This window comes from Embleya sp. NPDC008237 (assembly GCF_042956465.1).
GTDB lineage: Bacteria > Actinomycetota > Actinomycetes > Streptomycetales > Streptomycetaceae > Embleya.
The window spans coordinates 507,402-533,525 of the sequence record NZ_JBIBGL010000001.1; the positions used below are offsets into that span (position 1 = coordinate 507,402).

At 73.9% G+C, this 26,124-nt stretch carries 14 protein-coding genes; 6 read left to right on the forward strand and 8 right to left on the reverse strand.

Annotation, left to right across the window (positions count from 1 at the left end; translation table 11 throughout):
• Positions 1 to 4 precede the first annotated feature (4 nt).
• The 4 genes from ACFZBU_RS02075 to ACFZBU_RS02090 are packed head-to-tail and all read right to left on the reverse strand — an operon-like array spanning position 5 to position 13,195.
• Positions 5 to 850, reverse strand: coding sequence for an alpha/beta fold hydrolase (locus tag ACFZBU_RS02075; RefSeq protein ID WP_391581508.1), 846 nt, complete (start codon positions 848 to 850; stop codon positions 5 to 7).
• Positions 847 to 1,158, reverse strand: a complete 312-nt coding sequence (locus tag ACFZBU_RS02080; RefSeq protein ID WP_391581509.1) for an acyl carrier protein — start codon at positions 1,156 to 1,158, stop codon at positions 847 to 849. The genes ACFZBU_RS02075 and ACFZBU_RS02080 overlap by 4 nt, the downstream gene beginning before the upstream one ends.
• Positions 1,155 to 5,999, reverse strand: a complete 4,845-nt coding sequence (locus ACFZBU_RS02085) for a beta-ketoacyl synthase N-terminal-like domain-containing protein (RefSeq protein WP_391581510.1) — start codon at positions 5,997 to 5,999, stop codon at positions 1,155 to 1,157. Before ACFZBU_RS02085 ends, ACFZBU_RS02080 begins: the two co-directional genes overlap by 4 nt.
• Positions 5,996 to 13,195 carry an SDR family NAD(P)-dependent oxidoreductase gene (locus ACFZBU_RS02090; protein WP_391581511.1) on the reverse strand — a complete coding sequence of 2,400 codons (7,200 nt, stop codon included), beginning with the start codon at positions 13,193 to 13,195 and terminating at the stop codon, positions 5,996 to 5,998. The genes ACFZBU_RS02085 and ACFZBU_RS02090 overlap by 4 nt, the downstream gene beginning before the upstream one ends.
• A gap of 465 nt (positions 13,196 to 13,660) precedes the next feature.
• On the opposite strand from ACFZBU_RS02090, the gene ACFZBU_RS02095 reads away from it, so the two are divergent.
• A complete protein-coding gene (locus ACFZBU_RS02095; RefSeq protein WP_391581512.1) occupies positions 13,661 to 14,548 on the forward strand; it encodes a LysR family transcriptional regulator in 888 nt (295 codons plus the stop codon).
• 262 nt (positions 14,549 to 14,810) lie between these two features.
• On the opposite strand, the gene ACFZBU_RS02100 is transcribed toward ACFZBU_RS02095, so the two are convergent.
• Positions 14,811 to 16,598, reverse strand: coding sequence for a beta-galactosidase (locus ACFZBU_RS02100; RefSeq protein WP_391581513.1), 1,788 nt, complete (start codon positions 16,596 to 16,598; stop codon positions 14,811 to 14,813).
• Positions 16,599 to 16,948: 350 nt separating this feature from the next.
• Between ACFZBU_RS02100 and ACFZBU_RS02105 the strand changes: the two genes are divergently transcribed.
• From ACFZBU_RS02105 to ACFZBU_RS02120, 4 genes are all read left to right on the forward strand, one after another.
• The gene (locus ACFZBU_RS02105) at positions 16,949 to 18,334 is read left to right on the forward strand and encodes an ABC transporter substrate-binding protein (RefSeq protein WP_391581514.1); all 1,386 of its coding nucleotides are present in this window, start codon (positions 16,949 to 16,951) and stop codon (positions 18,332 to 18,334) included.
• Between the two features lie 209 nt (positions 18,335 to 18,543).
• Positions 18,544 to 19,410, forward strand: a complete 867-nt coding sequence (locus ACFZBU_RS02110; protein ID WP_391581785.1) for a carbohydrate ABC transporter permease — start codon at positions 18,544 to 18,546, stop codon at positions 19,408 to 19,410.
• Positions 19,407 to 20,321 carry a carbohydrate ABC transporter permease gene (locus tag ACFZBU_RS02115; protein WP_391581515.1) on the forward strand — a complete coding sequence of 305 codons (915 nt, stop codon included), beginning with the start codon at positions 19,407 to 19,409 and terminating at the stop codon, positions 20,319 to 20,321. Before ACFZBU_RS02110 ends, ACFZBU_RS02115 begins: the two co-directional genes overlap by 4 nt.
• A gap of 46 nt (positions 20,322 to 20,367) precedes the next feature.
• A complete protein-coding gene (locus ACFZBU_RS02120; RefSeq protein WP_391581516.1) occupies positions 20,368 to 21,186 on the forward strand; it encodes an AraC family transcriptional regulator in 819 nt (272 codons plus the stop codon).
• A 75-nt stretch (positions 21,187 to 21,261) separates the two neighbouring features.
• Here ACFZBU_RS02120 and ACFZBU_RS02125 read toward each other — a convergent pair whose 3' ends face one another.
• Positions 21,262 to 22,488 carry a hypothetical protein gene (locus ACFZBU_RS02125; protein WP_391581517.1) on the reverse strand — a complete coding sequence of 409 codons (1,227 nt, stop codon included), beginning with the start codon at positions 22,486 to 22,488 and terminating at the stop codon, positions 21,262 to 21,264.
• A gap of 211 nt (positions 22,489 to 22,699) precedes the next feature.
• Between ACFZBU_RS02125 and ACFZBU_RS02130 the strand changes: the two genes are divergently transcribed.
• Positions 22,700 to 23,209: a hypothetical protein gene (locus ACFZBU_RS02130; protein WP_391581518.1), complete on the forward strand. Its 510-nt coding sequence runs from the start codon at positions 22,700 to 22,702 to the stop codon at positions 23,207 to 23,209.
• 157 nt (positions 23,210 to 23,366) lie between these two features.
• Here the strand turns inward: ACFZBU_RS02130 and ACFZBU_RS02135 are convergent, their stop codons facing one another.
• Positions 23,367 to 25,043, reverse strand: coding sequence for a tetratricopeptide repeat protein (locus ACFZBU_RS02135; protein ID WP_391581519.1), 1,677 nt, complete (start codon positions 25,041 to 25,043; stop codon positions 23,367 to 23,369).
• Positions 25,040 to 26,023 carry a DMT family transporter gene (locus ACFZBU_RS02140; RefSeq protein WP_391581520.1) on the reverse strand — a complete coding sequence of 328 codons (984 nt, stop codon included), beginning with the start codon at positions 26,021 to 26,023 and terminating at the stop codon, positions 25,040 to 25,042. Before ACFZBU_RS02140 ends, ACFZBU_RS02135 begins: the two co-directional genes overlap by 4 nt.
• Positions 26,024 to 26,124: the final 101 nt, after the last annotated feature.

Sequence of the window (26,124 nt, forward strand, 5' to 3'; positions counted from 1 at the left end):
AATCTCATCGGCCGGCCCCGGCCCGGCCGTGAACCGAATCGTGCTGCGGCAACCAGTCGAGCAGTGCGCTCAGCACGGGCGCGGTGGCCTCGCGCAGCACGGTGTGCGCGACGCCGGGCAGCACGGTGAGTGTGCAGTCGGGCAGCAGCTCGGCCAACCGCCGTGCCGGGGGCGTGAGTTCGGACAGCTCGCCGTACAGCGCCAGGACCGGGCAGGCCAGGTCGGACAGTTCGTCCGGGGTCGGTGCGCGCAGCAGGGTGACGTCCTCGATCAGGGTGGTGCCGTTCAGGAGCGCGTCGGCGCCGGCTCGCAGCCGAGCCGCCTTGCGGGCCGGCCCGGTGGGCAGCCGATCCGGGCCGGGATGCGACTCCAGGCCCAGCGCGGCCAGGTTGAGCGTGTTGGCCAACTCCTCGACCCAGCCGCCGGCGTACGGTTCGCTGCCGGCCGGGAGGTCCAGGCACTGTCCCTCGATCAGCACCAGGCTCGCGACCAGGTCGGGCCGGGTCCGGGCGGCGTGCAGTGCGATCAGGCCGCCGAAGCTGTTGCCGACCAGGTGCACCGGGGTCGCCACGTCGCACGCCTTCACGAGGGCGGCCAGGTCGGCGACCGCGGTGTCCGGGTCGTATCCGGTCCGAGGTCGCTCGGTGCGGCCGTGTCCGCGCTGGTCGTAGAGCACGACCTCGGAGCCCGCGCGGGCGATCGGCGCGGCCAGCGTGTAGTAGAAGCTGGAGAGGTTGTCCAGGACCAGGCCGTGCAGGAAGACCACCGGCGTGCGCAGTGCGGGCCGGTCGGCGGGCGCCCCCAGCCGCTGGACGTGAAAGCGCAGCCCGTTCGCATGCACCTCGCTCATCGGCCACCGCCGACGGCCTCGGAGCGCGTGCACGTCGCGATGTGCTCCACGAGCCGGCCGACGGTCATCGCCATGATCTCCTCGATCTCCAGGTCCGCGAGGAAGGCGATGAAGTCGACCCGGTCGCCGTAGCGCTCCTGGAGCCGTCCGGCCAGGGCGACGAACTCGATGCTCTCCAGGGCCAGATCGTCGTCGAAGCCGCTGTCCGGGGTGATCTCGGCGGCGATCAGCAGTTCCTCGCCGACGATCTCGGCGAGCATCCCGGCGACCTCGGCCAGGATCCGGTCGGCATGCGGGTCCGCGCTCATCGGGTGCTCCCATGTGAGGTGGTGGGGAAACCGTTGCGGTGTTCGTCGGGCGGCGTGCTCGTCCACGCGACCACGTAGCGGTCGATCCGCGAGCCGTCGGGATCGGCCACGTCCCGGGTACGGACGAGGTGTCCGGCGCGGTCGGGCGGGCCCGCGCCCACGGACAACTCGGCCTCGTGCGGGCCGGTGGCCCGGGCCGAGGCGACCACCGGATCCGCCCGCCGGCCGCCCGGGTCCGTGCCCCGCGCCCGGCAGACCGCCTCCTTGGCACACCGAAAACGCAGCACCCACAGGTTTCGCGAGGTCGGTTCGGCGCCCGCGAGTGTGTCCAGCAGTCGGCGCTCCTCGGCGGTCAGCGCGTCGTGTTCCAGGGTCGAGACATCGGCGGCGGGGTCGAGGAGTGCGACGTCGATGCCGATCGGCACGGTGCCCGCGGCGGCGACGCCCAATCGATGGCTGTGCGCGACGGACACGTGCGGCGGCTCCGGGGCGCTGCCGCCGGGCTCCACGACCACGCGCGCGAGCGGGCGGCCGGTCTCGTCGGAGCCGATCCGGACCTGTGCGGGATACAGCGGGCCGTGCCCGCGCGCCCACAGGTACTGCCGGACCGCGTCCTTGACCGCGACCCGCCCGAGCAGCCGACCCCGGCGCTCCCGGGGCGCCGCGGCGTCGAACTCGGCCCGCTCGGCGGTGTCCAGGTAGCGGCGCGTCACCAGATCCTGCGCCGCCGGGTCGGGCCAGCGGGTACGCACCAGACACCAACCCTCGGGCTGCGGCTCGGCGATTCCGGTGGTGTGCGGGGTGAACTTCATCGGCCACACCCGTTCGTCGGCGGCGAACCGGCGGTAGACCCAGTCGTGCACCCGGATCCGCACCGCGCCGGTGTCCAGGTCCACCAGCTCGACGTCGCCGCGCACGGTGGTCGCCCGGACCTCCCGGATTCGCGCGGTGGCCAGCAGCCGCGCGCCCGGTTCGACCGGCGGCCCGTACCCGTCGATCGCCGCCACCGACATCGGGAACACCAGGCGATCCGTGGTCAGGCGCAACTGCATCCAGTGGCCCAGGAGTTGCCCGGCCGCGTCGAGCAGCGCACCGGGTGCGGGCAGTGCGCGCACGATGCCGCGGATGCCGTCGTCGGCGACGGTCAGCACCTGGTCGATCCCGGCGAAACCGGGCCCGTGGAACATCCAGCGATCCCGGTAGAGGTCCTGCGCGCTCACCGGCGCGGGCCCCTCGCCGGTCAGCGGCGTGCGATCGGCCGCCGGTGCGGGGCGGGCGGCATGCGCGTCGGCGAGCAGCACCTCGGTGGACATGTGGTGGCCGAAGCCGACCCGGATCCGGTCCGCGGCCAGGGGCGTGCGGACCACCTCGGTGTCCGTCGGCGGGGCCACCGGCAGCCAGCGCAGCGCGCGCACGTCCCGATACCCGGCGACCACCCGGCCGGGGCCGGCCGCCGCGCATGCCTCCCGGCCGGCCAGCCGGATCAGCGTGGTCATCGGCAACACCGGGAACCGGTCCGCGGGGTCCGGCCACCAGTGGGGCTGCTCGTAGACGCAGTGGTCGCGGACGTACGGGTGCTCGGCCAGGGAGAACCGGTACGCCCGGCGCTGCTCGGCGCCGACCGACGGCGGGGAGGCCGCCGACGGGGCGACCGCCGACGGGATACGGCTCGACTCGGCGACCTCGGTCACCGAACGATCGGCTTCGGCCAACACCGCGTGAAAGGCGGCGAGCACCGGATGGTCGATGGTCGAGCGCGGAGCGCCGGTGAGCCGCAATGGGCCCGCGGCGGGCCCCAAGGTGACCAACGGCGACCCGAGGTCGAGCCGGATGATCGGACCGGCGGGCGGGGACGCCGGGGCGGACACGGGGCCGAGGCCGCGGTCCGGTGCGCCGGCCGGGGCGGGCGTGGGGGGCGGGGTGGGTGCGAGGTCGGGTGCGGACGCGGATGCCGGGGCGGGCGCGCGACCGAGGCCGGGTGCGAGCATGGGCGCCGGGGCGGGCGTGCGGCCCGGTACGGGCACAGGTGCGGAGGCGGGGGCGGGTGCGCGGGCCGGTTCGGCCCGGTCGATTGCCGCGCCCTCCACCCACAGCGCCGCCGTGGCGCGACGGAAGCCCGCCAGGCCCGGGCGCAGTGTCGAGTGCGCCGCGACGGCCAGCACATCGCATCCGCGCAGCGTGTCGTGCACGAAGCCGACCAGGCTGCCCGCGCCCGGCTGGACGAACACTCGCACGCCGCCCGCGTACAGCTCCTCGATCAACTCCCGGAACCGGACCGGCTCCAGGAGGTGCCGCACGGTCAGTTCACGAACCGCGGTCGCGTCCGCCGGGTACGGCGCGATCCCGGTCGCCGACCACACCGGCACCCGCGGGGCCCGCAGCGGGAGTCGCTCGAACGCGTCGGCCACCTGCCCGAGGTAGGGCGCCCACATCGGGGTGTGGAACCCGGACCGGAACGGCAGTTCGCCGCCCACGATGCCCTCCCGGCGCAACCTGCCCAGCACCTCGGCGACCGCGTCACCGGGACCGCACAACACGCTCTGATTCGGGCAGTTGTCGTGCGAGACGACCACCGGGCCGGTGGTACCCGTGAATCGCGCGGCGACCGCCGCTCCGCAGCCCACCGCCGCATAGACCAGGTCCGGAACGGCCAGCGAGTCCGGCCGCAACGAGGCGAGGAAGCCGTCCACGGCGGTGCGCGGGTACATCCCGGCCGCCACCATCGCGGTCCACTCGCCCATGCTGTGCCCGGCCAGCAGATCCGGGACCAGGCCCGCCCGTTCCAACTCGGCCGCCAGGAAACGGCCCGCGGTCAACGCGTCCACGGCCCGGCCGACCAGATCCTCGGCGCCGGTCAACTCGGGCCGGGGCCGACCGTACGCGTCGGCCAGGTCGTCCAGACGCGGCGACACCTCCGGCTCCAGACCGGGAAACAGGAACGCGACCCGGCCCGGATTCGGCGCTTCCGGGCCGAGCAACGGGCGCGGTGTGAACCAGATCTCGGCCCGGCCGCGCCACGGCACGCCGCGGTCGACCACCCGGGCGGCCAGCGCGAGCCGCTTCGGGGTCGGATTCGCGACCGCAAGCCGACACGGCCCGGCCGGCCCGGCGGCCCGGGTCGGCGCCGGTCGCCCCGCGGCGATCTCGGCCAGCAGCCGGGCCAGTTCGGCCGGCGCATCGGCGGCCAGGGTCAACACGTGGGGTGCGGTCATCGGGTCGCCCGGTCCGGGCGGCACATCCGGGGCCACGATCCGGCCGGCCCGAGCGGGCGGTGCGTCCGGCGTGCCCCGCACCGCCCCGGCGGGCTGCGCGTCCGGCGCCACCGGCCCGCGCCCGGTGCGCCGAGTCTCCCGCGGGACCGCCGATCCGCCTGCGCTGGGCAGGGCGACCGGCGGTCCCGTCGGCGGTTGTTCGAGGACCGCGTGCGCGTTGACGCCGCCGAAGCCGAAGGCGTCGACCGCCGCGAGTCGGCTGCCCGCCGGGTTGGCCGGCCACGCCTCGGCGTGGGTCTGCGGGCGCATCCGGGTGCCGGCGAAGGCCGGATGCGGGTCCCGGACGTGCAGGGTCGGTGGGAGCGTGCGGTGATGCAGCGCGAGCGCGGCCTTGATCAGGCCCGCCATCCCGGACGCCTGCATCGCGTGGCCGATGTTGGACTTGACCGTGCCCAGGGCGACGTCGGCCGGGCCGTTGCCCGAGCGCGGCCCGAAGACCTTGCCCAGTGTGGTCAGTTCCGCCTCGTCGCCGACCGGGGTTCCGGTGCCGTGGGCTTCGAGCAGACCGAGCAGACCGGGTTCGGTCGGATCCAGCCCGGCCGCCCGCCAGGCCTGCTCCAGCGCCCGGACCTGCCCGTCGACCAGCGGACTCAGCAGACTCGCCGCCCGGCCGTCGCTGGAGACGCCGACGCCGCGGATCACCGCGTACACCCGGTCACCGTCACGTTCGGCGTCCGCGAACCGTTTGAGCAGCACCGCGCCGGTGCCCTCGGAGATCAGTGTGCCGTCCGCCGCCCGGTCGAACGGCCGGATCCGCTCGCTCGCACTGAGTGCGCGCAACTGGGTGAACACGCTCCACAACGTCGCGATGTGGCAGTGATGCACGGCGCCCGCGAGCACCGCGTCACAGCGCCCGGAGCGCAACTCGGCGGCGGCCTGGTCCAGCGCGAGCAGCGAGGTCGCGCAGGCCGCGTCCAGCGTGTAGGCGGGCCCGCCCAGGTCGAGCCGGTTGGCGATCCGGGACGCGGTGAAACTGGGCACCAGGCCGATCGACGCCTCGGGCTGCTCGGGACCGAGCGAGGTACAAAACGCCGCCCGGATCGCGGTCAACCGGTCCCGCCCCAGCTCGGGGGCCAACTCGCCCAGCAGGCTCGTGAGTTGGTGGGCGGTGCGGACCCGCTGATCGAGCCGGGCGGTGGCCACGCCCATGTAGCCGCCGCGGCCGAAGACCACGCCGATCCGGGACCGGTCCGGCAATCGGGCCTCGCCGCCCGCGTCGGCGATCGCCTCGGCGCCGGCCCGCAGCGCGAACAGCTGGTCCGGCTCGGCACCGGCGACCACCGCGGGCATGATGCCGAAGTGCACCGGATCGAACGTGGCCAGGTCGTCCACGAAGCCGCCGCGCCGGCAGTAGAACCGGTCGCTGCGGGCGGGCTCGCCGGCCGTGCCCGGCGCGTAGTAGAGCGCCGGATCCCAGCGATTCGGCGGCACGTCGGTGATCGCATCGCCGCCGGACTCGATCAGCCGCCAGAAGCCGGCCGGGTCGGCCGCCCCCGGGAAGATCGCGCCGATCCCGACGATCGCCGCGTCGTCGGGCCGCGGGCCGCGCGCGCCGATCCCGACGCTCATCCGGACACCGACCCGGGCGCCGGGAGGCATACGTACACGGCCTGTGGGCCCCGGCCCGAGGCCAGTTCGGTGAGCAGCGCCCGCACACCGTGCTCGGGATCGATCAACGGGACGCCGCGCCGGGCATACTCGCGGGCCAACTCCGGCGTCACCATGCCGCCGCCGGTCGCCGCCCACGGACCCCAGTCGATGGTCACCACACGCTCCGCGACCGGCGCGAGCGTGTCCTCGGATTCGGCGGACCAGTGCCGGGCGAGGGTGGCCAGCGCGTCGTTGGCGGCGGCATAGTCGGTCTGGCCCCGATTTCCGTACACCCCCGCGACGCTGCCGAACATGGCCAGGAACGCCGGTGGCGCCAACGTGGGCCGCAGCGTGCGCAGTGCCGTGACCAGGGCCCGCGCCCCGGCCACCTTCGTGGCGAACACCTGCCGACAGGACTCCGCGGTCTTGTCCACGAGCAGCCGATCGGCCAGCACACCGGCGCCGTGCACGATTCCGTCGAGCCGACCGTGCCGCTCGGCGATCCCGGTCAGGATCCGGCGGACCGCGTCGGCGTCGGTGACGTCGGCCACGTGCAGCCGTACCGATGCCGCGTGTTCGCCCAGCTCGGCGAGCGTCGCGCGGACCTGGCGACGGTTCAGCACCCGGGTCAGCTCGGCCTCGATCCGGGCCGGCTCGCGCACCCCGGTCGCGATCAACGCGGCCCGCAGCGCGGGGGCGTCCGCCGCGTCGGCGAGCGCGGCGGGCTCCGGGGCTCCGTCGTCACCGGTGCGACCGAGCACCTCGACATGACACCCGGTGGCCCGGGCCAGGCCGACGGCCGTCCGAGCGGTGATACCACGTGCGCCACCGGTCAGCAGCACCACCGAGTCCGGCCCGAGCCGCTCGCGCAGCAGCTCGTCCCGGTCGGCGGGCGACAGGTCGGGCAGCGGTGCCGGCCGGGTGCGCAGGGTCAGCCGACGGTCGCCGGACAGGCCGAGCAGCACGGGGTCGCCCGGCTCGGGCCGGCCCGGCGTGCGGCCCAGTTCGGCCAGGAGTCGGCGGGCGATCCGGGCCGGTTCCTCCTTGGGGTCCAGATCCAGCACCCGCAGCACCCGGTCCGGATACTCCAGCGCGGCGGACCGGGCGAACCCGGCCAGGCCCGCGCCCGGCACCGGATCGGGGCCGGCGGCGGCCCGGGCCCGACCGAAGTGGCCGCCGCCGGCCGTGCCGAGGAACACCTGCCGTACGCCGCCCACCAGCGCGGCCCGCAGCAGCGCGAAGGCATCCGGGAGGATCGGGTCCGGGCCGTCGGCGAGCGCGGCCAGGTGCACCAGCGTGTCGACCTCCGACCACGCCGGGTCCGGCCGATCGTCGTCCGCCGGTCCGGCCCGATCCCGGGCGCGCGACTCCACCACGACGCCGTGCGCCGCGAGCAGGTCGGCCAGGGCCCAGGCGATCCCGCCGCCGTCCTCGACCAGGACCACCCGGCGACCGCGCAGCGCGTCGCCGATGGGCGGGCCCGCCTCGCTCGTGGGCGGTGGGTCCTCGATCGGCACACACTCGACCAGGTGTCGGGTGGGCCGGTCGGCGCCGGGCGGAGCGGGCTCCTCCCGGCCCGCCCCGACCGGTTCGGCGGGCTCGGTCGGCGGCACCGGCGACGCCCATTCACCCGGCCCCGACCCCGATGCCGGCAACGACCCCGCCCGCGGATCCGCCCCGGCGTCGACCGCCAGTACGCCGGCCACGATCGCGTCGATCGTCTTGACCTTGGCCAGCCGCTCGATCACCGCCTCGTCGGCCGGGCCCGGCGCGCCGCCTGTTCCGGTGCCCGTTCCGGCGACCGCGCCGGGCAGTCGCAGCCGCAGGGCCAGTTCGCCGATGATCTCGGTGCGCTTGATCGAGTCGACGGACAGATCCGCCTCCAGGTCCAGCGCCGGGTCGAGCATGTCCCGGGGATAGCCGGTCCGGGTGCCCACGATGTCGAGGACCACGGCCAGTACGTGCTCGCGGGTGAGCGGTCCGCCCGGCTCCTCGGCCGGGGCAACCACCGCGACGGGCTCGGGCTCGGGTCGCGGCAGGGTGGCCGGCACCGGCCCGGCAGCGGCGGGCGGCGCCTCGGGTACCCCGCCCGGGACGCCCAGGTAGCCGAGCAGCACCTCACGCTGGGCGGCGACCGCGGCCCGCGCGCCGGCCAGGTATTCGAGCAGCACCGCGTCCCGCGCGGACCCCGCCGACACACCCGGGCCGGCTGCCGGCTCGGCGGGCAGCGGGGCCACCGGGGTCGCCGGGAGCAGCCCACCGGGTACCGGCCGACCGTCGGCGGTGCGCACCAGGTGGCCGTCGACGGTCCAGGCCGGGCGGGGGCCGGGCTCGACGTCCACCGGCCGCACCCGGCCCGCCAAGCCGCCCGCGACCCGCACCGGCACGCCGGCGACCGCGAGTTCGGCCAGAGCGGTGAGCAGTCGGCGCAGGCCGTCCTCGCCGGGTACGTCGCAGGCCACCGCGGTGTGCGGCCGGTCGCCCAGGATCGTGCGGACCATGCCGGTCAGCGCCCGGCCCGGCCCGGCCTCGACGAAGATCCGCACGCCCGCCGCGTACATCGCCTCGATCTGCTCGGCGAAGCGCACCGGTTCGGCCACCTGACGGGCAATCAGCGCGCGTACCTCGGCAGGCGCGTCCGGATAGCGCGCGGCGGTGCAGTTGGACCACACCGGGATCCTGGGCGTGCGTACGTCCAGGCCCGCGACGGCGGCCGTGAGGGTGTCGGCCGCCGCCGCGACCACGGGGCTGTGGAACGCGCACGCCACGGGCAGCCGACGTGCGGACAGCCCGGCCCCCTCCAGCGCGGCGATCGCCGTGGTCAGGTCCGCCTCCGGGCCGGACACGACGGTCTGGGTCGGGGTGTTGCGATTGGCGAGCACGACGCCGTCGACCCCGGCCAGCACCTCGGCCACGCGGTCCGCGTCGGCCGAGACGGCCGCCATCGCACCGGGCTCCGCCCCGGCGGCGGCCAGCACGGCCGCCGCGCGCACCTCGCCCAGCCGGCCCAGATCCCGGGTGGACAACACGCCCGCCGACCACAGCGCGGCCACCTCGCCGTAGCTGTGTCCGGCGACCTGGTCCGGCCACACCCCGAACCGGTCGAGCAGCCGGGTCAGCGCGACCGCCGCCACCCCGAGCGCGGGCTGCGCACGCCGGGTGTCGGTGATCCGGGCCGACTGTTCGGCCCGTGCCTCGGCGCCGAACGCGGCGGGCGGGAACATGGCCCCTACGCACTCCGGGTCGATGTCCCGCAGCCCGTCGCACAGTTCGGGGAAGCGGGCGAACAGATCCGCGAGCATCCCGGGCCGCTGACTCCCCTGTCCGGGGTACAGAAACGCCACCTGCCCGACCGCGTCGGCGTCGGCGCCCGCCTCGGCAACCATCGCGGTGCCCGCCACGGCACCCGATCCGGTGTCCGACTCGGCGCCCATCGCGGCACTCGACCCGGCGGCCCATATGGTGTCCGCTACGCCGTTCGACCCGGCGTCGCTCGCTCCATGGGACCCGGTGCCCGACCCGGTGCCGGTCTCCTCCCGGTGGAAGATCTCGCCGGCGGGATCGACCGCACCCGCGCGGGCCAGCGTCAGTTTGACCCGCAGATCGGCGTGATCGGTCGCGACGAACGCGACCTGTACCGGGACTTCGACGCCGGCACCAGCGCCGGTACCGCCACCGGTACCACCACCACCGGAGTCTTCATCGGCAAGCGCCGCCAGCCCCCGCAGCGGAAGGTCCTCGTCCGTGTCCAGCCGCGCGGCGAGCCGATCCAGCGCCGCCCGGGCCGCCGCGCGATCCGCGCCGCGGAAGCAGAACAGTTCGGCCGGCCACGCGGCGTCCGCTCCGCCCGGCCCGCCCGAGCCGGTCAGCTCCGAACCGGCCAGCACGGCATGAAAGTTGGTGCCGCCGAAGCCGAACGCGCTCACCCCCGCGATGCGTTCGGTGACCGGTGCGGTCCATGGGCGGGCCCGGCCGTCGAACACGAACGGCCCCGAATCCGGCGGCCGGCGCAGGTGCAGGGTCGGCGGGCGCACCCCGAAGTGCACCGCCAGCGCGGCCTTGGCCAGACCGGCCAGGCCCGCCGCACACTTGGTGTGCCCGATCTGGGACTTCACCGAGCCCACCGCGCAGCCCCCGGGGGTGGCGCCGTGCTCGGTGAACACCTCGGTGAGGGCGTCCAGTTCGGCCCGGTCGCCGACCACGGTGCCGGTGCCGTGCGCCTCGACCAGGCCGACCCGGGCCGGCGAGACGCCCGCCGCCCGATAGGCACGTTCCAGCGCCCGCCGCTGGCCCTCGGGACGCGGCGCGGTCAAGCCGAGCGAGCGGCCGTCGCTGGACCCGCCGACGCCCTTGACCACCGCATACACCCGGTCGCCGTCGCGTTCGGCGTCCGCGAGCCGCTTGAGCAGCACGCAGACCGCGCCCTCGCCCAGCGCGATCCCGTCCGCGTCCGCGTCGAACGTGGCACAGCGCCCGGTCGGCGACAGCGCGCGCACCGAGGAGAACATCAGGAAGTCGTTGATCCCGTTGTGGGTGTCCACCCCGCCACACAACACCAGGTCGCTGGAGCCGGTGTTCAGCTCCTTGCAGGCCAGGTCCAGCGCCGCCAACGAGGCCGCACACGCGGCGTCCACGGTGTAGTTGACGCCGCCCAGGTCGAGCCGGTTGGCGATCCGGCCGGCGATCACATTGGCCAGTACGCCGGGAAAGGAGTCCTCGGTGGGGGAGGGGAGTTGGCCGTCCAGGTCGGCGGGCAACGCGCCGTAGTATCCCGGGAACAGCGCACGGAACCCGTAGGCGCCGGCCAGGTCGGCGCCCGCCTCGGCGCCGAAGATCACCGACGTTCGCTCGCGGGCGAAGGCCCGTCCGGGTCCGTAGCCGGCGTCCGCCAGCGCTCCCGACGCGACGTGCAGTGCGAGCAGTTGGGCCGGCTCGATGGCGGCCAGCGAGGCGGGCGGGATCCCGTATCCGGTCGCGTCGAACCCGATCGCGGGCACGAACCCGCCCCACTTGGACGGGGTCCGCCCGGGCGGGACCGCTCCGGGGGCCGCGCCGCGGACCGTGCCGCGCACGGTGCTGCCCGATTCGGCACCGGCCGCGAAGTAGCGCTCCACGTCCCAGCGTTCGCGGGGCACCTCGGTCACCGCGTCGGCGCCGGCCAGGATGTTGCGCCAGTAGCTCGCCAGGTCCGGTGCGCCCGGCAGCACGCAGGCCATGCCCACGATCGCGACGTCCTGCGGTCGAGGCGCCGCCGGCCGGGTGGGTCCGCCCAACTCGCGCACCCGGCGGGCCAGCCACGCGGCCGACCCGGTGGTGACCTCGCGGTGCAGCGTGGCGACGTCGGTCGGCGCGGACCGCAACACCGCGGCCTGCCCCAGCATGAACATTCCGTCCCGGCGCTGGGTGTCCGCGTCCACCGCGACCAACGCGCCCGCCTCGCGCCGCAGTCCCTTGCCGGCGATCCGCAACCGACCCAGATTGAGCTGCTCCAACTCGGCCCAGACCTGCCGGGACGGCACGCCGCGCGCCTCCAGATCGCGCCGGGCGGCCTCGAACGCGGCCACGAAGGGCGTGCCCGCACAGCGGGTGGCATGCCCGGGCGCGGTCTGCACCAGCGCGGTCGACGCGCACTCGACCGCCGCGGCCTGGAACCCGGGCACGATCGCGCCGCTGTCCACCGCCTCGCGGGTGAACAGGTACGCGGTGCCCATCAGCACGCCGATCGAGGCCCCGCGCTCGACCAGGGGCGCCGCCGCCGCGGCCACCATCGCGGCCGAGCGCGCGTCGTGGATCCCGCCCGCGAACAGCAGATCCAACTCCGCCGCACCGCCGTGCCGTTCGGCGAACGAGAGCAGTTCGTGCAACTGCGCCTCCCACAGCGGGAAACTGGCGCGCGGCCCGACATGCCCACCGCACTCGGTGCCCTCGAAGACGAACCGACGGGCGCCCTCCCGCAGGAACTGCGTCAACAATCCGGGGGACGGCACATGCAGATAGGTGCGAATCCCGGCGGCCTCCAACGGCGCGGCGCGATCCGGCCGACCGCCGGCGATCAGTGCGTACGGCGGGCGGGCGGCAAGCACCGCGGCAAGTTGCTCCTCACGCAGCTCCGGCGGCGCGAAGCCGAGCAGGCCCACCCCCCACGGCAGGTCGTCGAGCAGCGCGGCGGTCTCGGTGAGGAGCGCGCCCACCTGCGGGCCGCGCAGCAGGGACAACGCCAGGAAGGGCAGCCCGCCCTCCCGGGCCACCGCCTGCGCGAACGCGGCCCGGTCGCTCACCCGCGTCATCGGCCCCTGCACCGGCCGCGGCCCCACCCCGTGCCGGGCCGCCGAGGCCACGTGATCCACGATCGCCTCGCGCACCGCGCGCAGCACCCGACCGGCCGTACCGTGGCGGTCCGCGAGCCGGGCGGCCGACGCGCCGTCCTGCCCGACCGGCAACAACTCGCGGTGCAGCCCGCCCGTACCCAGTGCGGCGCCGAGGTCGGCGGCCTGCTCGGCCAGCCGCGCGATCGGCAGGTCCGGACGCCGGTAGACCCGATGGCCGCGGATCACGACCGTCTCGCTGCCGTCCATCGCACGCACCGCCGCCGCGACGTCCGCCGGCAGCGTGCTCTCCGCCACCAGGGCCAGCTGGGTGTCCAGCAGCACGCCGGCGGCACCACCGGCGACCGCCGCGGCGGCGGTGTGCGGACCGATTCCGCCGGCCGCCCAGACCGGAACCGAGACCCGATCGTCCGCGAGCAACTGCTGGAGCAGGACGAACGTGGTCAACTCGCCGCACCGCCCGCCGCTTTCGGCGCCGCGCGCGACCACCCCCGCAGCCCCGGCCGCCACCGCCGCGTGAGCCGCCTCGGCGCACGTGACCTCGACCAGGACCCGCCGCCCGGGGCCGACGTCCGCGAGCGACCACGGTGCGTCCGGCGCCAGGAGCACGACGTCCACCCCTTCGGGCAACTCGTGCGGGTCCAACGGACAACCCACCGGCACCCGAACACCGAAGCACGGGACCGCGGACGCCTCGGCCAGCGCGTCGAGTGCCGGATCGCGCTCCCGGCCGAGATCGAGCACCCCGAGCGCGCCGGCCCGGTGCGCGGCGATCACGATGCGGGCGTTGGGACGACCCAGGGGGCTCACTGCGAGGATCTGATCGCGACGCGGGGACTGCGACGTCATGGGGGAGTGCCTCCATCCGGGGAACCGTGCGACGGGCGAACGGTGCGGTGGGAATGGGCGCGCGAATTCGTTTCCGGGCACGGTGAATCGCCGCATCGGTGCCGATGCCGGGACGCATCCGACAGCCGAAAGTGGTACGGAATCGAAATATCGGCCGCAGCCGAATCACTGGGCCGTATCGTCGGTTTCGGACATCGAGGTGTCAACGGCGAACCGATCCGCCGAGCACGGCCCGCGACGGCTCCGGCGACTGCCCCAGGAGCCCGCTTCGCCCAGTCGGCACACGGCCGGATCGGCCCGCCGGACCGGTCCGGTCCGGGGGCGGTCGGCGCCGAAACTTGCCCGTACGGCATACACCGATGCCCGGATGATCCGTCCGAACCGGCACAACGGCCGGGCTTCGCATGCGAATTGCCCGTTTCCTACCCTGCCGGTACGGGTGGCGTGACCGTTATGGTGCGGCGCGTGACCCTCCAGCAGCTGCGCTACCTCGTCGCCGTCGCGAATTTCGGCACCATGACCGCGGCCGCGGAAGCCCTCTACGTCGCCCAGTCCGCCCTGTCCCGCGCGCTCAAGGCGCTCGAACACGAGCTGGGCGCCGAACTGTTCGTGCGCGAGGGGCGGACGGTGGGACTGACCGCCGAGGGCTCCCGAGTGGTCCGGCTCGCCCGAACCGTGCTCGACACCGTCACCGCGATCGAGGACATCGGTCGAGTGGCGGGCCCGGAGTCCGAGCCCACCCTGACCGTGGCCACCACCTCCACCCTCGCGATCGGCCATGTTGCCCGCCTGGTGTCGGCGTTCGCCGCCGAGCACCCGGAGGCGCCGATCGAGGTGACCCGGTACGACGGGCGCGAGGGGGTGCTGGGCGCGGTCCGCGCGGGCACCGCCGCGATCGGGGTGGCCGACGCACCCGGACCCGGCGACCTGCGCACCTACCGGCTTGCCGAGGCGGAGGTGGTGCTCGTCTCGCTGCCGGGCACCCGGTTGCCCGACCCGGTGCCGTGGCGCCTGTTGGACGGCCTGCCGATGGTGCTGCCGGGGCGCGGCAGCGAGCGGCGCTCCCAGTTCGAGGCGATGTTCGCCGAGATGGGCGTGCGACCGATCGCCGCCTGCGAGCACAACGACCGGGTCAACTGGGTCGCCGGCGTGCTCAACGGCGAGGGCTCGCTGCTGTGGTACCGGGACGTCGCCGAGGACGTCTTCGGCGACTCGGCCGCCGTTCGCTCCCTCGACCCACCGCTGCGCCGCGGCATCATGCTGGTCTGCCGAGAAGACGCCCGCGAACGCTCGGCCCGCCTCTTCATCGACCTGGCCCGCCGAGGCGGCGTCAGCGAACCCGACGCAGACTGACCAAAGCACCACCCCAACGAGCCGGCCCACCGAACCAACCTCTTCGGCCCGCTCAGCCGACCCTTCTCGGCCTGTCGAGCGACCCTCTTCGGCCCGCCGAGCCAACCTCCTCGCAGCCCGCCGAGCCAATCCCTCCAGCCCGTCCGGTGTTTGAGGACAAGCGGGCCGCAGGCCGCCCCAGCGTTCGTCGGGTCGACGAACCCACCGGCCGAGCCGACTCGCGCCGACCCGCCCAGCCAGTCCGGCCCGTGCGGACCCGTCGCTACGCGATCGGCGCAGCCGCAGGCTCGCCCAGATCGGGCGTGTCCACAAACGAGACCTGCGCCCCGCCGGGGCCATGCAGTTCCAGCACGGTCACCGTGTTCGCCCCCACCCGCAACACCGGAGCCGGGACGTACAGCGTGCGCTGCGGCCCCGCCGACCAGTAGCGACCGAGCAGGAAGCCGTTGATCCAGACCAGACCCTTGGTCCACCCGTCCAGCCGGACGAACGTGTCCCCGACCGCCTCCACCTCGAAGGTGCCCGAGCGCAGCACCGGTACGCCCGCCGGAATCGGCCCGGAGGCATCCGGCAGCACCGGCCCGCCCGGCGCGTCCAGCGGCAGCGGGTACATCTGCCAGCCGAACAGGTTCTGCCGCTCCAACCGGACACCTCTGGTGATGCCCTTGCGGTCGTGCAGCTCGGGGCCGTAGTTGATCCGCCCGCAGTTCTCCACCAGCAGATCCAGCCGCGCGCCGCCCGCGGGAATGGCCAACTCGCACGTGCGCGAGCCGCCCTCGCTCCGGTCGAGCACCGCGACCGGCACCCCGTCCAGGAACACCTGCGCCCGGTCGGCCAGCCCGTCCACGTGCAGCGGCGCCGCCTCGCGCGGGCCGCTGACCCAGGTGCGGTACAGCACGAAGCCGTACGCCTGGTCGAGTTCCTCCATGGTGAGCGTGCCGGGCGAGTACACCGGCGCGGACAGGTCCTCGACGTGCGCGAGCAGCGCCGCCGCCGAGGGCAGCGCGACCTCGCCGAGCTTGATCCGCGGCGGCAGCGCCGGCGGCGGCTCGGCCGGCAACGGCGCGTAGCGCCCGATCACCTCGCGGAAGGCCCAGTACTTCTCGGTGAGCTCGCCCGCCTCGCCGATCGCCGCGTCGTAGTCGTAGCTGGTGATCGTCGGCTGATAGACGCCTTCGTGCTCGTTGGCGCCGTTCATCAGCCCGAAGTTGGTGCCGCCGTGCGCCATGTACAGGTTGACCGACCCGCCGGCCGCGAGCATGTCGTCCAGGACGCCCGCCGCATCGGCCGCGTCCCGCACGTGATGGGGATCGCGCCAGTGGTCGAACCAGCCGTTCCAGAACTCCATGCACACCGGCGGGCCGTCCGGCGACCAGCGGCGCAGCGTCGCGAACGCCTCGTCCGCACGCGAGCCGAAGTTCACCGTCGGCAACACCCCGGCCACGGTGCCGCCCTGGAGCATCGGCTCGGTGGGCCCGTCGGAGGTGAACAACAATCCGTTCGCGCCGCGCCGACGCAGCCCCTCGACGAGGTGCCGCAGGTAGGCGACGTCGTTGCCGTAGCTGCCGTACTCGTTCTCCACCTGGAGCGCGATCACCGGCCCGCCGTTCTCCGCGAGCAGCGGCTCGACCAGTGGCATCACCGCGTCCAGATAGCGGTCCACGGCGGCCAGGTAGGGCGGATGGGCGCAGCGCAACCGCATCCCCGGATCCTTGAGCAGCCACGCCGGCAGGCCGCCGAACTCCCACTCGGCGCAGATGTAGGGACCGGGTCGAACGATCGCCTTCAGGCCCTGCCGCTCGGCCGCGCGCAGGAAGGCGACCAGGTCCTTGCCGCCGTCGAAGTCGAAGTGCCCGGGGGTGGGTTCGTGCACGTTCCAGGCGACGTAGGTCTCGACCGTGTTCAGGCCCATGCCGCGCAGTCGGGCGAGCCGGTCGTCCCACTGCTCGGGGTGGACACGGAAGTAGTGCAGGGCGCCGGAGAGCATGCGAAACGGTCTGCCGTCGAGGGTGAAGCCGTCTCGACTCGGGACGAGGCTGGGGGTGGTCAAGACGCTCCTCGGGCAGATCCGTGCGGTGGGTCCGGATCATCGTGCACGAGGCGCGCGGCCCGAACCTGCACTCTTCTGAGCGGCATCGTGGACTTTTCCGCGAGCGCCGACCCGTCGTATTGGGGCTCTCACCTGGATGGATACTCTCTGGTTCACGCACCTTGCCATCCGGTGACCACGCACTTGGACTTTTCTTGCGGATCATCTCGACAAAAGCAGGAGTCCGACGGCAACCCGTTGACGCGTTGTCGGGCAGGGCACATGATCGGCGGCCAGACAGCCTCCACTGCCTCCGACCACGCGCCGGGCTCCGTCGAGCCCTGCCCATTTCCCGAAGGGACGGCCACCTCATGTGGGGTAGCTCCCGCGCTTCGCGCTCCTCGCGCCGAGGCCACCGGACGGCGCGCCGCGCCGCCGTCGCGGTCACCATCGCGGCCCTGACCGCGCTCACCGCCTGCGGTTCCGACTCGGACTCCGATGCCAGGACCGACAAGGCGGCACAGGGCGACAAGGCACCCGGGGGCCAGGGCAGCGGCACCGCCCAGCTCGACTTCTGGGGCTGGAACCCGGCCTACGAGAAGGCCGTGACCGCGTTCAACGCCGCACACCCCGACATCCACGTCAACTACAACAAGGTCGAGCCGGGCTCCAAGGGCGGCTACGCCAAGATGCTCGCCGCGGTGAAGGCGAACAACGCGCCGTGCCTGGCGCAGATGGGCTACGAGACGCTGCCCAGCTTCCTGGTCGAGGGCGCGCTCCAGGACGTGGACAAGGATGCCGCGGCGGTCAAGTCCAAGTACTCGGCCGGCGCCTGGTCGCAGATGAGCGTGGCGGGCAAGACCTACGGGATCCCGGTGGACACCGGCCCGGTGGCGATGTTCTACCGCACCGACGTGTTCGCCAAGAACGGCCTGACCCCGCCCAAGACCTGGGACGAGTTCGCGCAGCAGGCCGACAAGGTGCACACGGCCGACCCCGCGGTGGCCTACTCGGCCTTCGGCGGCAACGACCCGTGGTGGTACGCGGGCATGGCCTGGCAGAACGGCGGCAGCTGGTTCAAGCCCGAGGGCGACACCTGGAAGGTCTCGCTGACCGAGCCGGGCACGCAGCAGGTCACCCGTTACTGGCAGCAGTTGCTGGACAAGAAGGTCGTCTCGTCCGACCCGACCTTCACCCCCGACTGGTACAAGCGGTTCGGCGACGGCAGCGTGGCCAGCTACGTCGGCCCGGTGTGGTTCACCGCGCTGCTGGAGGAGAACGCCAAGGACGCGGCGGGCAAGTGGGCGGTCGCGCCGATGCCGCAGTGGGACGCGAACGGCAAGGCCACCGGCAACATCGGCGGCTCCGGCACGGCCGTGCTCAAGGGCTGCAAGAACACCAAGGCCGCGGTCGCCTTCGCGGACTGGATGAGCAGCGACACCGCGAGCCTGACCACCCTGGTCAAGGACGCGGGCATCTACCCGGCCGCCACGTCCGGCGCGAGCCTGGACGCGATGCAGCAGCCGTCCGCGTACTTCGGCAACACGAAGATCTACGACATCGTCAAGGAATCCGCCGCCCAAGCCCCGGCCGGCTGGCAGTGGGGTCCCACGATGACCCAGGTCTCCGCCGATCTGACCGACCGGGTGGGCAAGGCCGGCGCCGGCAACGGCAAACTCGCCGACGCGCTGACCGGCGTCCAGGGCACCACGATCAAGGCCATCCAGGACAAGGGCCTGAAGGCCGCCGCGGGCTGACCCGCCGTCACCACCCCCGACGTCGCAGGCAGTTCGCCCGTGTCCCGCCGTCCGCGCGTCACCCGCGCGCGACGGCGGGGCATGCCTCCGTCGGCCTCGTACCACTCACCCCGTACCACCCCACCCCCGTTCCACCCGAGCCATCCACCGGGAGCCCGCCCTTGAGCGCACCGATCCCGCGGCGCAAGCGCCGGCGGTCCGCACCCCTGATGTTCCTCGCGCCGTTCGGCGTGTTGTTCGCCGCGATGTACGCGGTCCCGGTCGGCTACGCGATCGTGGAGAGCCTGCACAAGATGCAGCGCTCCGGCCTGGGCCTGACCCCGCCGAAGCGGGTGTACGCGGGATTCGAGAACTACACCAAGGCGCTGCACGACGACGCGCTGTGGCACGGCGTGGGCCGGGTGCTGCTGTTCGGCGTGGTCCAGGTGCCGGTGATGCTGGGCCTCGCGCTGGTGCTCGCGCTGCTCCTGGACGCGAAGTCGGCCCGGCTCAAGAGCTTCTTCCGCACCGCCTACTTCCTGCCCTACGCGATCCCCGGCGTGGTGGCCACCATCCTGTGGGCCTTCCTGTACATGCCGCGCTCCAGCCCGGTGGTGAGCATGCTCGACGCGGTCGGCCTGCCGTCCGACTTCCTCGGCGAGGACGCGGTGTTGTGGTCGATCGCCAACGTGGTCACCTGGACCTGGACCGGCTACAACATGCTCGTCATCTACTCCGCGCTCCAGGCCATCCCGCAAGAGCTGTACGAGGCGGCCGAGTTGGACGGGTGCGGCCCGTGGCGCACCGCGTGGCGGATCAAGGTGCCGCTGGTGGCCCCGGCGATCGCGCTGACCACCGTGTTCTCGGTGATCGGCACACTCCAGCTCTACACCGAACCGCGCGTGTTGCGACCGCTGACCTCGTCCCTGGACGCGGACTACACCCCGATCATGTCCGCCTACCACAAGGCGGTCGAGAACAACGACTACGGCCAGGGCGCCGCGGTCTCGGTGCTGCTCGCCCTGGGCACGTGCGTGTTGTCCTTCGCGGTCCTCAAGCTCTCCGCCCGGCTCACGAACGGCAGGTCCTCGCTGTGACGACGCTGACCACCCCGCCCGCGAGCCCGGTCCGCGATCGGGCGCCGCAGCCCGCCCCGAAGGTGGGCAAGGGCCGCAGTACGCCGATGCGTTCGCAGGTGTTGACCACCTCGTTCCTGTTCCTGGTGGCGACCTACTTCCTGATGCCGGTCTGGTGGCTGCTGGTCTCCTCGACCAAGTCCTCCAGCGACCTGTTCGGCAGCAACGGCTTCTGGTTCGCCGACTGGAACCTGGGCGGCAACCTGCGCCAACTCTTCGCCGAGGACGGCGGCATCTTCCTGCGCTGGGTGTTCAACTCGGTGCTGTACGCGGTCGGCGGCGGCGTGGTGGCCACCTTCCTGGCCGCGATGGCCGGTTACGCGCTGGCCAAGTACCGCTTCCGCGGCCGGGGTGCGATCTTCTCGGTGATTCTGGGCGCGGTGCTGATCCCGACCCCGATGCTGGCGCTGCCGATCTACCTGATGCTCTCCAAGGTGCACCTGGTCGACACGATCTGGGCGGTACTGCTGCCCGCGGCGGTCAGCCCGTTCGGCGTCTTCCTGGCCAAGACCTACGCCGAGGCGTCGGTGCCGGACGAACTGATCGAGGCCGCCCGGCTGGACGGCGCGAGCGAGTTCCGGATCTTCTACACCATCGGGCTGCGGATCATGTCGCCCGCGCTGGTGACCATCTTCCTGTTCCAACTGGTCGCGGTCTGGAACAACTTCTTCCTGCCGCTGATCACTCTCAACAACCAGCACCTGTGGCCGGTCACGCTGGGCCTGAACGCCTGGAACAGCGACCCCAACCAGCCGCACGCCAACCTGGTCGTGGTCGGCGCCCTGGTGTCGGTGATCCCGCTGGTCGCCGCATTCTGGTCGCTCCAGCGGTTCTGGCGCACCGATCTGGTCGCGGGCGGGGTGAAGGCGTGAACAACCCCTTCGCGGCCGGCGCCCGCCGCCGTACGATCGGCGCACCATGATCTTCGCGCGCTACCTCACGCCCGCCAAGGAGCACCAGCGGCTCGGCCTGGTGTGCCTGGGTGTGGGCTGGCAGCAGGTCACCGCGATGCAGTTCGAGGGCCGGGTGCTGGGCTGCTACCAACTCACCCTGATCACCGGCGGGTCGGGCTGGTTCCGCTCCGGCAACCGGCACGCGCCGCGCATCCCGGTCCAGGCGCCGGCGGCCTTCCTGCTCTTCCCCGGCGAGTACCACGCCTACAGCCCCGACCCGACCGGGTGGCGCGAGCACTGGGTGCTGTTCGAAGGTCCGACCGCCGCGGCGTACGAGGACCTGGGTTTTCTGGACCGGGCCGAGCCGGTGATGTCGCTGGGCGGGGTACGGCCGCTGCGCCAGGGCTTCGATCGGCTGCTGACCGCGGTGGAGCCGGGGGCGCCCAACCGCGAGGTGGTCACCTCCGCGATCGTGCACCAGTTGATCATCGACCTGAAGACGATCCGGGTCGACGAGGACGGCTCGCGGGTGGTCCGCTACTTCGACGAGCACGCCACCGAGCCGCTCACCGTCGGCGAGCACGCCCGGCGGCTGGGCCTGGACGAGGCGGGCCTGCGCAGCGAGATGCAGCGCGCGACCGGCACCACGCCCAAGGAGTACATCGTGCGCACCCGGTTGTCCCGGGCCAAGCGCCTGCTCCTGGCCACCGACCAGTCCATCCACGAGGTGGCCCGCAACGTCGGCTACGACGACCCGGCCTACTTCGCCCGGCTGTTCTCCCGCCGGGTCCAGCAGTCGCCGTCGGAATTCCGGCGCACCGGACAGACGTCGGGTCAGACCTGAGGCGGTCGATGTGCCGCGGCGCCTGGGGTGCGCCCGGCCCGCGCGAAGACCACCGCCGCGCAGCCGGACAAGGTCTCAGGCCGGCCTGCCGCTCCCGGCCGCCGCGACCACCTCCAAAAGCGCCACGACGGCCAGGACGACCACCACGATCAGGAGCACCGAGGACCACGTCGGGTGGTTCCACAGGGCCAGCCAGACCGCGCCCAGCAAGCCCACCACGGCGTAGACCGGGCCCCGCCGCGCGGCCACGAAGCGGCCCACCGATCCGGTGCCCAGGCCGGTCCGAGCCAGTGCGCCGCCCGCCGCGTCGGGGCCGGCGGCCAGGGTGCGTCGGATGCCCGGGGCGGGCCGCGCGGGGCCGACCAGGAAGGCGGCGACCGCGATCGCCGCGGCGATCACCGCGAGGGTGCGGGTGGTCTCGCGCAGGAAGCGCACCAGTGCGTCGAAGACCGCCGCCGCCGCGTCCCGGGAGACCTCCCGGGGCAACTCGTCGAGGTAGTACCGGCGGGCGACGACGAGCCCGATGGCGAGCACGAGCAGGGCGAGCAGGGTGCCCAGCCCCGCCCACATGAGCACCGGGCGGCGACGCGGTGCGACGCAGACGCCCACGACGAACAGCACCACCACCAGGATCGGCAGCCAGGTGCCCGCGGTTTCCAGGAACCGGAACGCGTCCTGACCCTTGCGCAGCCCGTCGCGGTGCAGCAGGACGAACCGCTGCTCGGTGCTCGGGATGTTCGTCGCGATCGAGAAGCCCCGATCCACCAGGCTCTGCCGGACCCGGTCCACCATCGGACCCAGGTCCAGGACCACCTCGCCGCCGGACGTGGTCACCGTGGCGTCGTCCTTGCCCTCCAGTGCGCGCAGCGCGGAGGCGTGTGCGATCCGGAGCGCGTCACGCCACACGAGGTCGAACGCGTCGGTCGTGACGAACGCGCGTGTGGCCTGATCGGTCACGCCCCTGAGCAGGCTCTGCAACGATCCGGAGAACGGCCCCGACCCGTCGAGGTCAAGCCCGAGTGCCTGGCGCAGCGCGTCGGTCAGGCTGCCCACGTCCACCGCCTGCACGACGGCTGCGGCCACCCGATCCGCGCCCTCGGCCTGGACGGCCGGGTCCGAGGACAGCGGCCCCAGTGTGGCCACGAAACGATCGGTGTCGCCGACCTCGTCGTCCGCCCATGCGGCCGTCACCGCGACCGGGGTGAGGATGCAGGCCAGGGCCACCAGTACGGAAGCCACGGCGACCCGCCACCGGTGCCGGCCCCCGGTTCGCTTGCCCGACTCGGGCGCTGACTCGGACATCGGTGTCGTCCTCCCCGCTCGTGACCAGGTGTCCCGGGGCGGGTTCCATCAAATCCCGATATCTACTCTCACTCGGCAAAAGGTGCAAAGCAGGTCAAGCCGTGCCAAGGTGCGAGAAGGCCGACTTGCAAGGTCGCGGGTCCCCGCGACGGCCGGCAATCGGTACGAGGCAAAACCTTCCCGGCCGCCCGGCCGGGGTTGGGAGTAGGCCATGAACAGCACAACCCGCAGGTCGAGCGCTTGGTCCGGGTGGGTGGCTTTCGCCGGATGCACCCTGCTCGTCCTGGGTGTCCTCAACCTCTTCCAGGGGTTCACGGCACTGTTCTCGGACGGGTACTTCGTCACCCGTTCCGGTGAACTCCTGGTGTGGAACTACAACACGTGGGGCGTCATCCTGCTGATCTTCGGCGGGTTGCAACTGCTCGTGGGTGGAGGGCTGCTCACCGGAGCGACCTGGGCCCGTGTGGTCGGTACGTTCCTGGTGATGTTGAACATCATCGGCGAGATCGGCTTCCTGGCCGCGCACCCGGCCTGGTCCAGCATCGTGATCGCGCTCGACCTGGTCGTCCTGTTCGCACTGACCGTGCGCTGGGACGCGGCCCAGGGCTACGACCGGGACGAGACGGTCTCCGAATGGCGAGCCCGGGACGAACGCCGCCGCACCGGCATGGGCACCGGCGCCTCGCGCCCCGGCGCCGAACGCGACGACCCGACGACATAGCGCAAGCACGCCATCCGCCACGCACGGACCCGACCGGGGTCTCGTGCGTGGCGGATTTTCGCACTCGGCGGTCGGCGCCGCGGCGGGCGCATCCGGCGGCAACACGAGCACCCGCGGGCCGGACGGGCACGGTCCGGCCCGCCGCCACACGTCGGTGCTACGAGCGCAGCCACATCGCTTCCTGCCCGCGCCCGTGGGCGTCGAGGAAGCGGGCGAGCCGACCGGCCGCCGCCGGGTGCCCCTCGGCCAGGGCGCGGCGGTACATCTCCTCCGCCTCGCGGGTGCGCCCGCGCCGCTCCAGCAGGACGGCGAGGCCGAGCGCGGCGTCCGGGTGGCCCTCGGTGCAGGCGCGGCGGTAGAGCTTCTCCGCCTCCTTCAACCGGCCGCGTGCACCCAGCAACCCGGCCAGGTTGACCGCGGCGTCCGGATGGCCCTGCGCATAGACGTGCCGGAACAACTGCTCGGCCTCGTCCGGGCGGCCGGAGCCGGCGAGGAGCAGGCCGAGGTTGTTCGCCGCGTCGTCGTGGCCGTGTGCGGACGCGTGCCGGAAGAGCATCTCGGCCTCCGGTGCCCGGCCGAGCCGCACCAGCAGGCGGCCCAGATTGTTCGCGGCGTCCGGGTGGCCCTGTGCCAACGCACGGCGATACAACTCCTCGGCCTCGCCGGCTCGGTCGTGGGCCGCGAGCAGGTCGGCGAGGTCGTTGGCGGCCTCCGGGTGGTCGCGGGCCAGCGCCTCCCGGTACAGCGCCTCGGCCTCGGTCTCGCGGCCGGTGTCCGCGAGGTGGTAGGCCAGTTGCACGGCGGCGTCCGGATCGCCGGCCGCCGCCGCCCGACGCAGCCGCGGCTCCTCGTCCTCGCCGGAGGCCGCCAGGGGGGTCGGGAACGGCGCCGCGACGGGGGCCGGGAACGGAGCCGCCGGGGGCGGGCCGAGCGGGGGCTGCGGCGGGGCGGCCGGGGGCGGTACCGGCGGAGCCGGCATCAGCGGTGGTGCGACGGGTGGCCGCGGCCGGTCCGCCGGGGCCGCCGGGGGCGTTTCGGCCAGCCGCGCGGCGACCGCGGCCGCGTCGGCCGGGCGCCGCGCGGGGTCCTTCGCCAGCAGGTCCAGGACCAGCCGGCTCAACTGCCCCGGCACGTCCGCGCGGCGCCGCTCGGGCGGTTCCGGAATCGCGTCGAGCTGGGCGTACACCGTGGCGGCGACGTCGGCGGTGCCGAACGGAGGTGTCCCGGTGAGCAGTTCGTAGAGCACGCAGCCCAGGGCGTACAGGTCCGAGCGCGGCTCTGCGGGATGCCCGCGCAGCCGCTCCGGTGCGGTGTAGGCGAGTGTGCCCAGCAGGCGCGTGCCGGTCGCGGCGACCGCCGCGAGGTGCCCGGCCAGGCCGAGGTCGAGCACCCGCACCCGGCCGTCCTCGCCCACGAACAGATCGGCGGGCTTGAGGTCGCCGTGCACCAGACCGGCCCGGTGCGCGTGCCCGAGCGCGGCACACACCTGCGTCGCCCACGCCGCCACGGTCGCCGGCTCCGGCAGGCCCGCGCGCAGCGTCGCCCGCAGGTCGCGACCGGCGAGCAACTCGGTGACCAGGAACGGGGTGCCGTCGGTGTCCTGCCCGACGTCGAGGACGGCGACCAGGCCCGGATGCGCCGGCGCCGCCGCGGCGCGCGCCTCGCGCACGAACAGCGCCGCGGCCTCCTCGTCGGGCGGGCCGTGCAGCAGCTTGACCGCGACGTCGCGGGATTCGGTGAGGTCGCGCGCTGCCCACACCCGACCGAGGCCACCGCGACCGCGCTGCTCCAGGAGCTCGTACCGGTCCACCAGGACCCGACCCACCGCTGTCACGACATCTCCCTCGTCCGGTCACCGTCGGGGAGATCCTGCCGCACCGGCGGCCGATCGGCGGCCTTCGGGTCGGGCCCGTCGGCCGGCCGCCGAGCGCCGCCCCGCGAGACCGCGACGCCGGCCAGGCACAACGCGCCGCCGACGAAGGTCAGCGGGCCGGGCACCTCGCTCAGGAACACCCAGGCGAGCAGCACCACGATGGCCGGCACCGCGTACGTCGTACTGCCCATCCGGCCCGCAGTGGTGCGGGCCAATGCGTACGCCCACGTGGTGAAGCCCAGCGCGGTGGGAAAGACGCCCAGGTAGATCACGTTGAGCGTGGCCGAGAGCGGCGCGTCGGCGGTCTGCTCGACCAGTTGGCCGGCGAACGGCAGGCAGCACACCGTGCCGACGAAGCAGCCGTACGCGGTGACCCGGAGCGCGGAGGTGTGCCGCAGCGCGGGCTTTTGGGCGACCACGCCGGCCGCGTACGACAACGCGGCGAGCACGCACAGGCCCACGCCCAGCAGCGGGGCTCCGCCGCCGTCGGACATCGAGACGCCCACCACGACCGCGCCCGCGAAGGAGACGCCGATGCCGGCCAGCAGGCGCGGCGCGAAGCCCTCCTCCAGCAACCAGCCGCCGAGCAGCGCGATCGCGATCGGGCCGATGTTGACCACCATCGCCGCGGTGCCCGCGTCCACCTCGCGCTCGCCCCAGTTCAGCACCGCCATGTACAGGCCGAACCACAACACCCCGGAGAGCAGGATGCCGGGCCACGCGGCGCGCGGCGGGAGACCCTCGCGGCGGATCAGCAGGATCGCGCCGAGCACCAGCGAACCGGCGAGCATCCGGCCCAGGGCCAGCGCGCCCGGCGCGAAGTGCGCGCCCGCGCTGCGGATGGACACGAACGCGGACGCCCAGAACACGACCGTGGCGGCGGCGGCCGCCACGGCGCGCCGGTTGCCGCCGGTCGCCGGGTGAAGACGTGTATCCGACATCGTGCGGACCCCCCTGTGCCGGCGGCCCAACTCGGCCGCTGCCGAAGCGTTCGCCGGTGGCGGACGCGCTTGCGAGCACGACGGTAGGGGCCGGTCCTTTC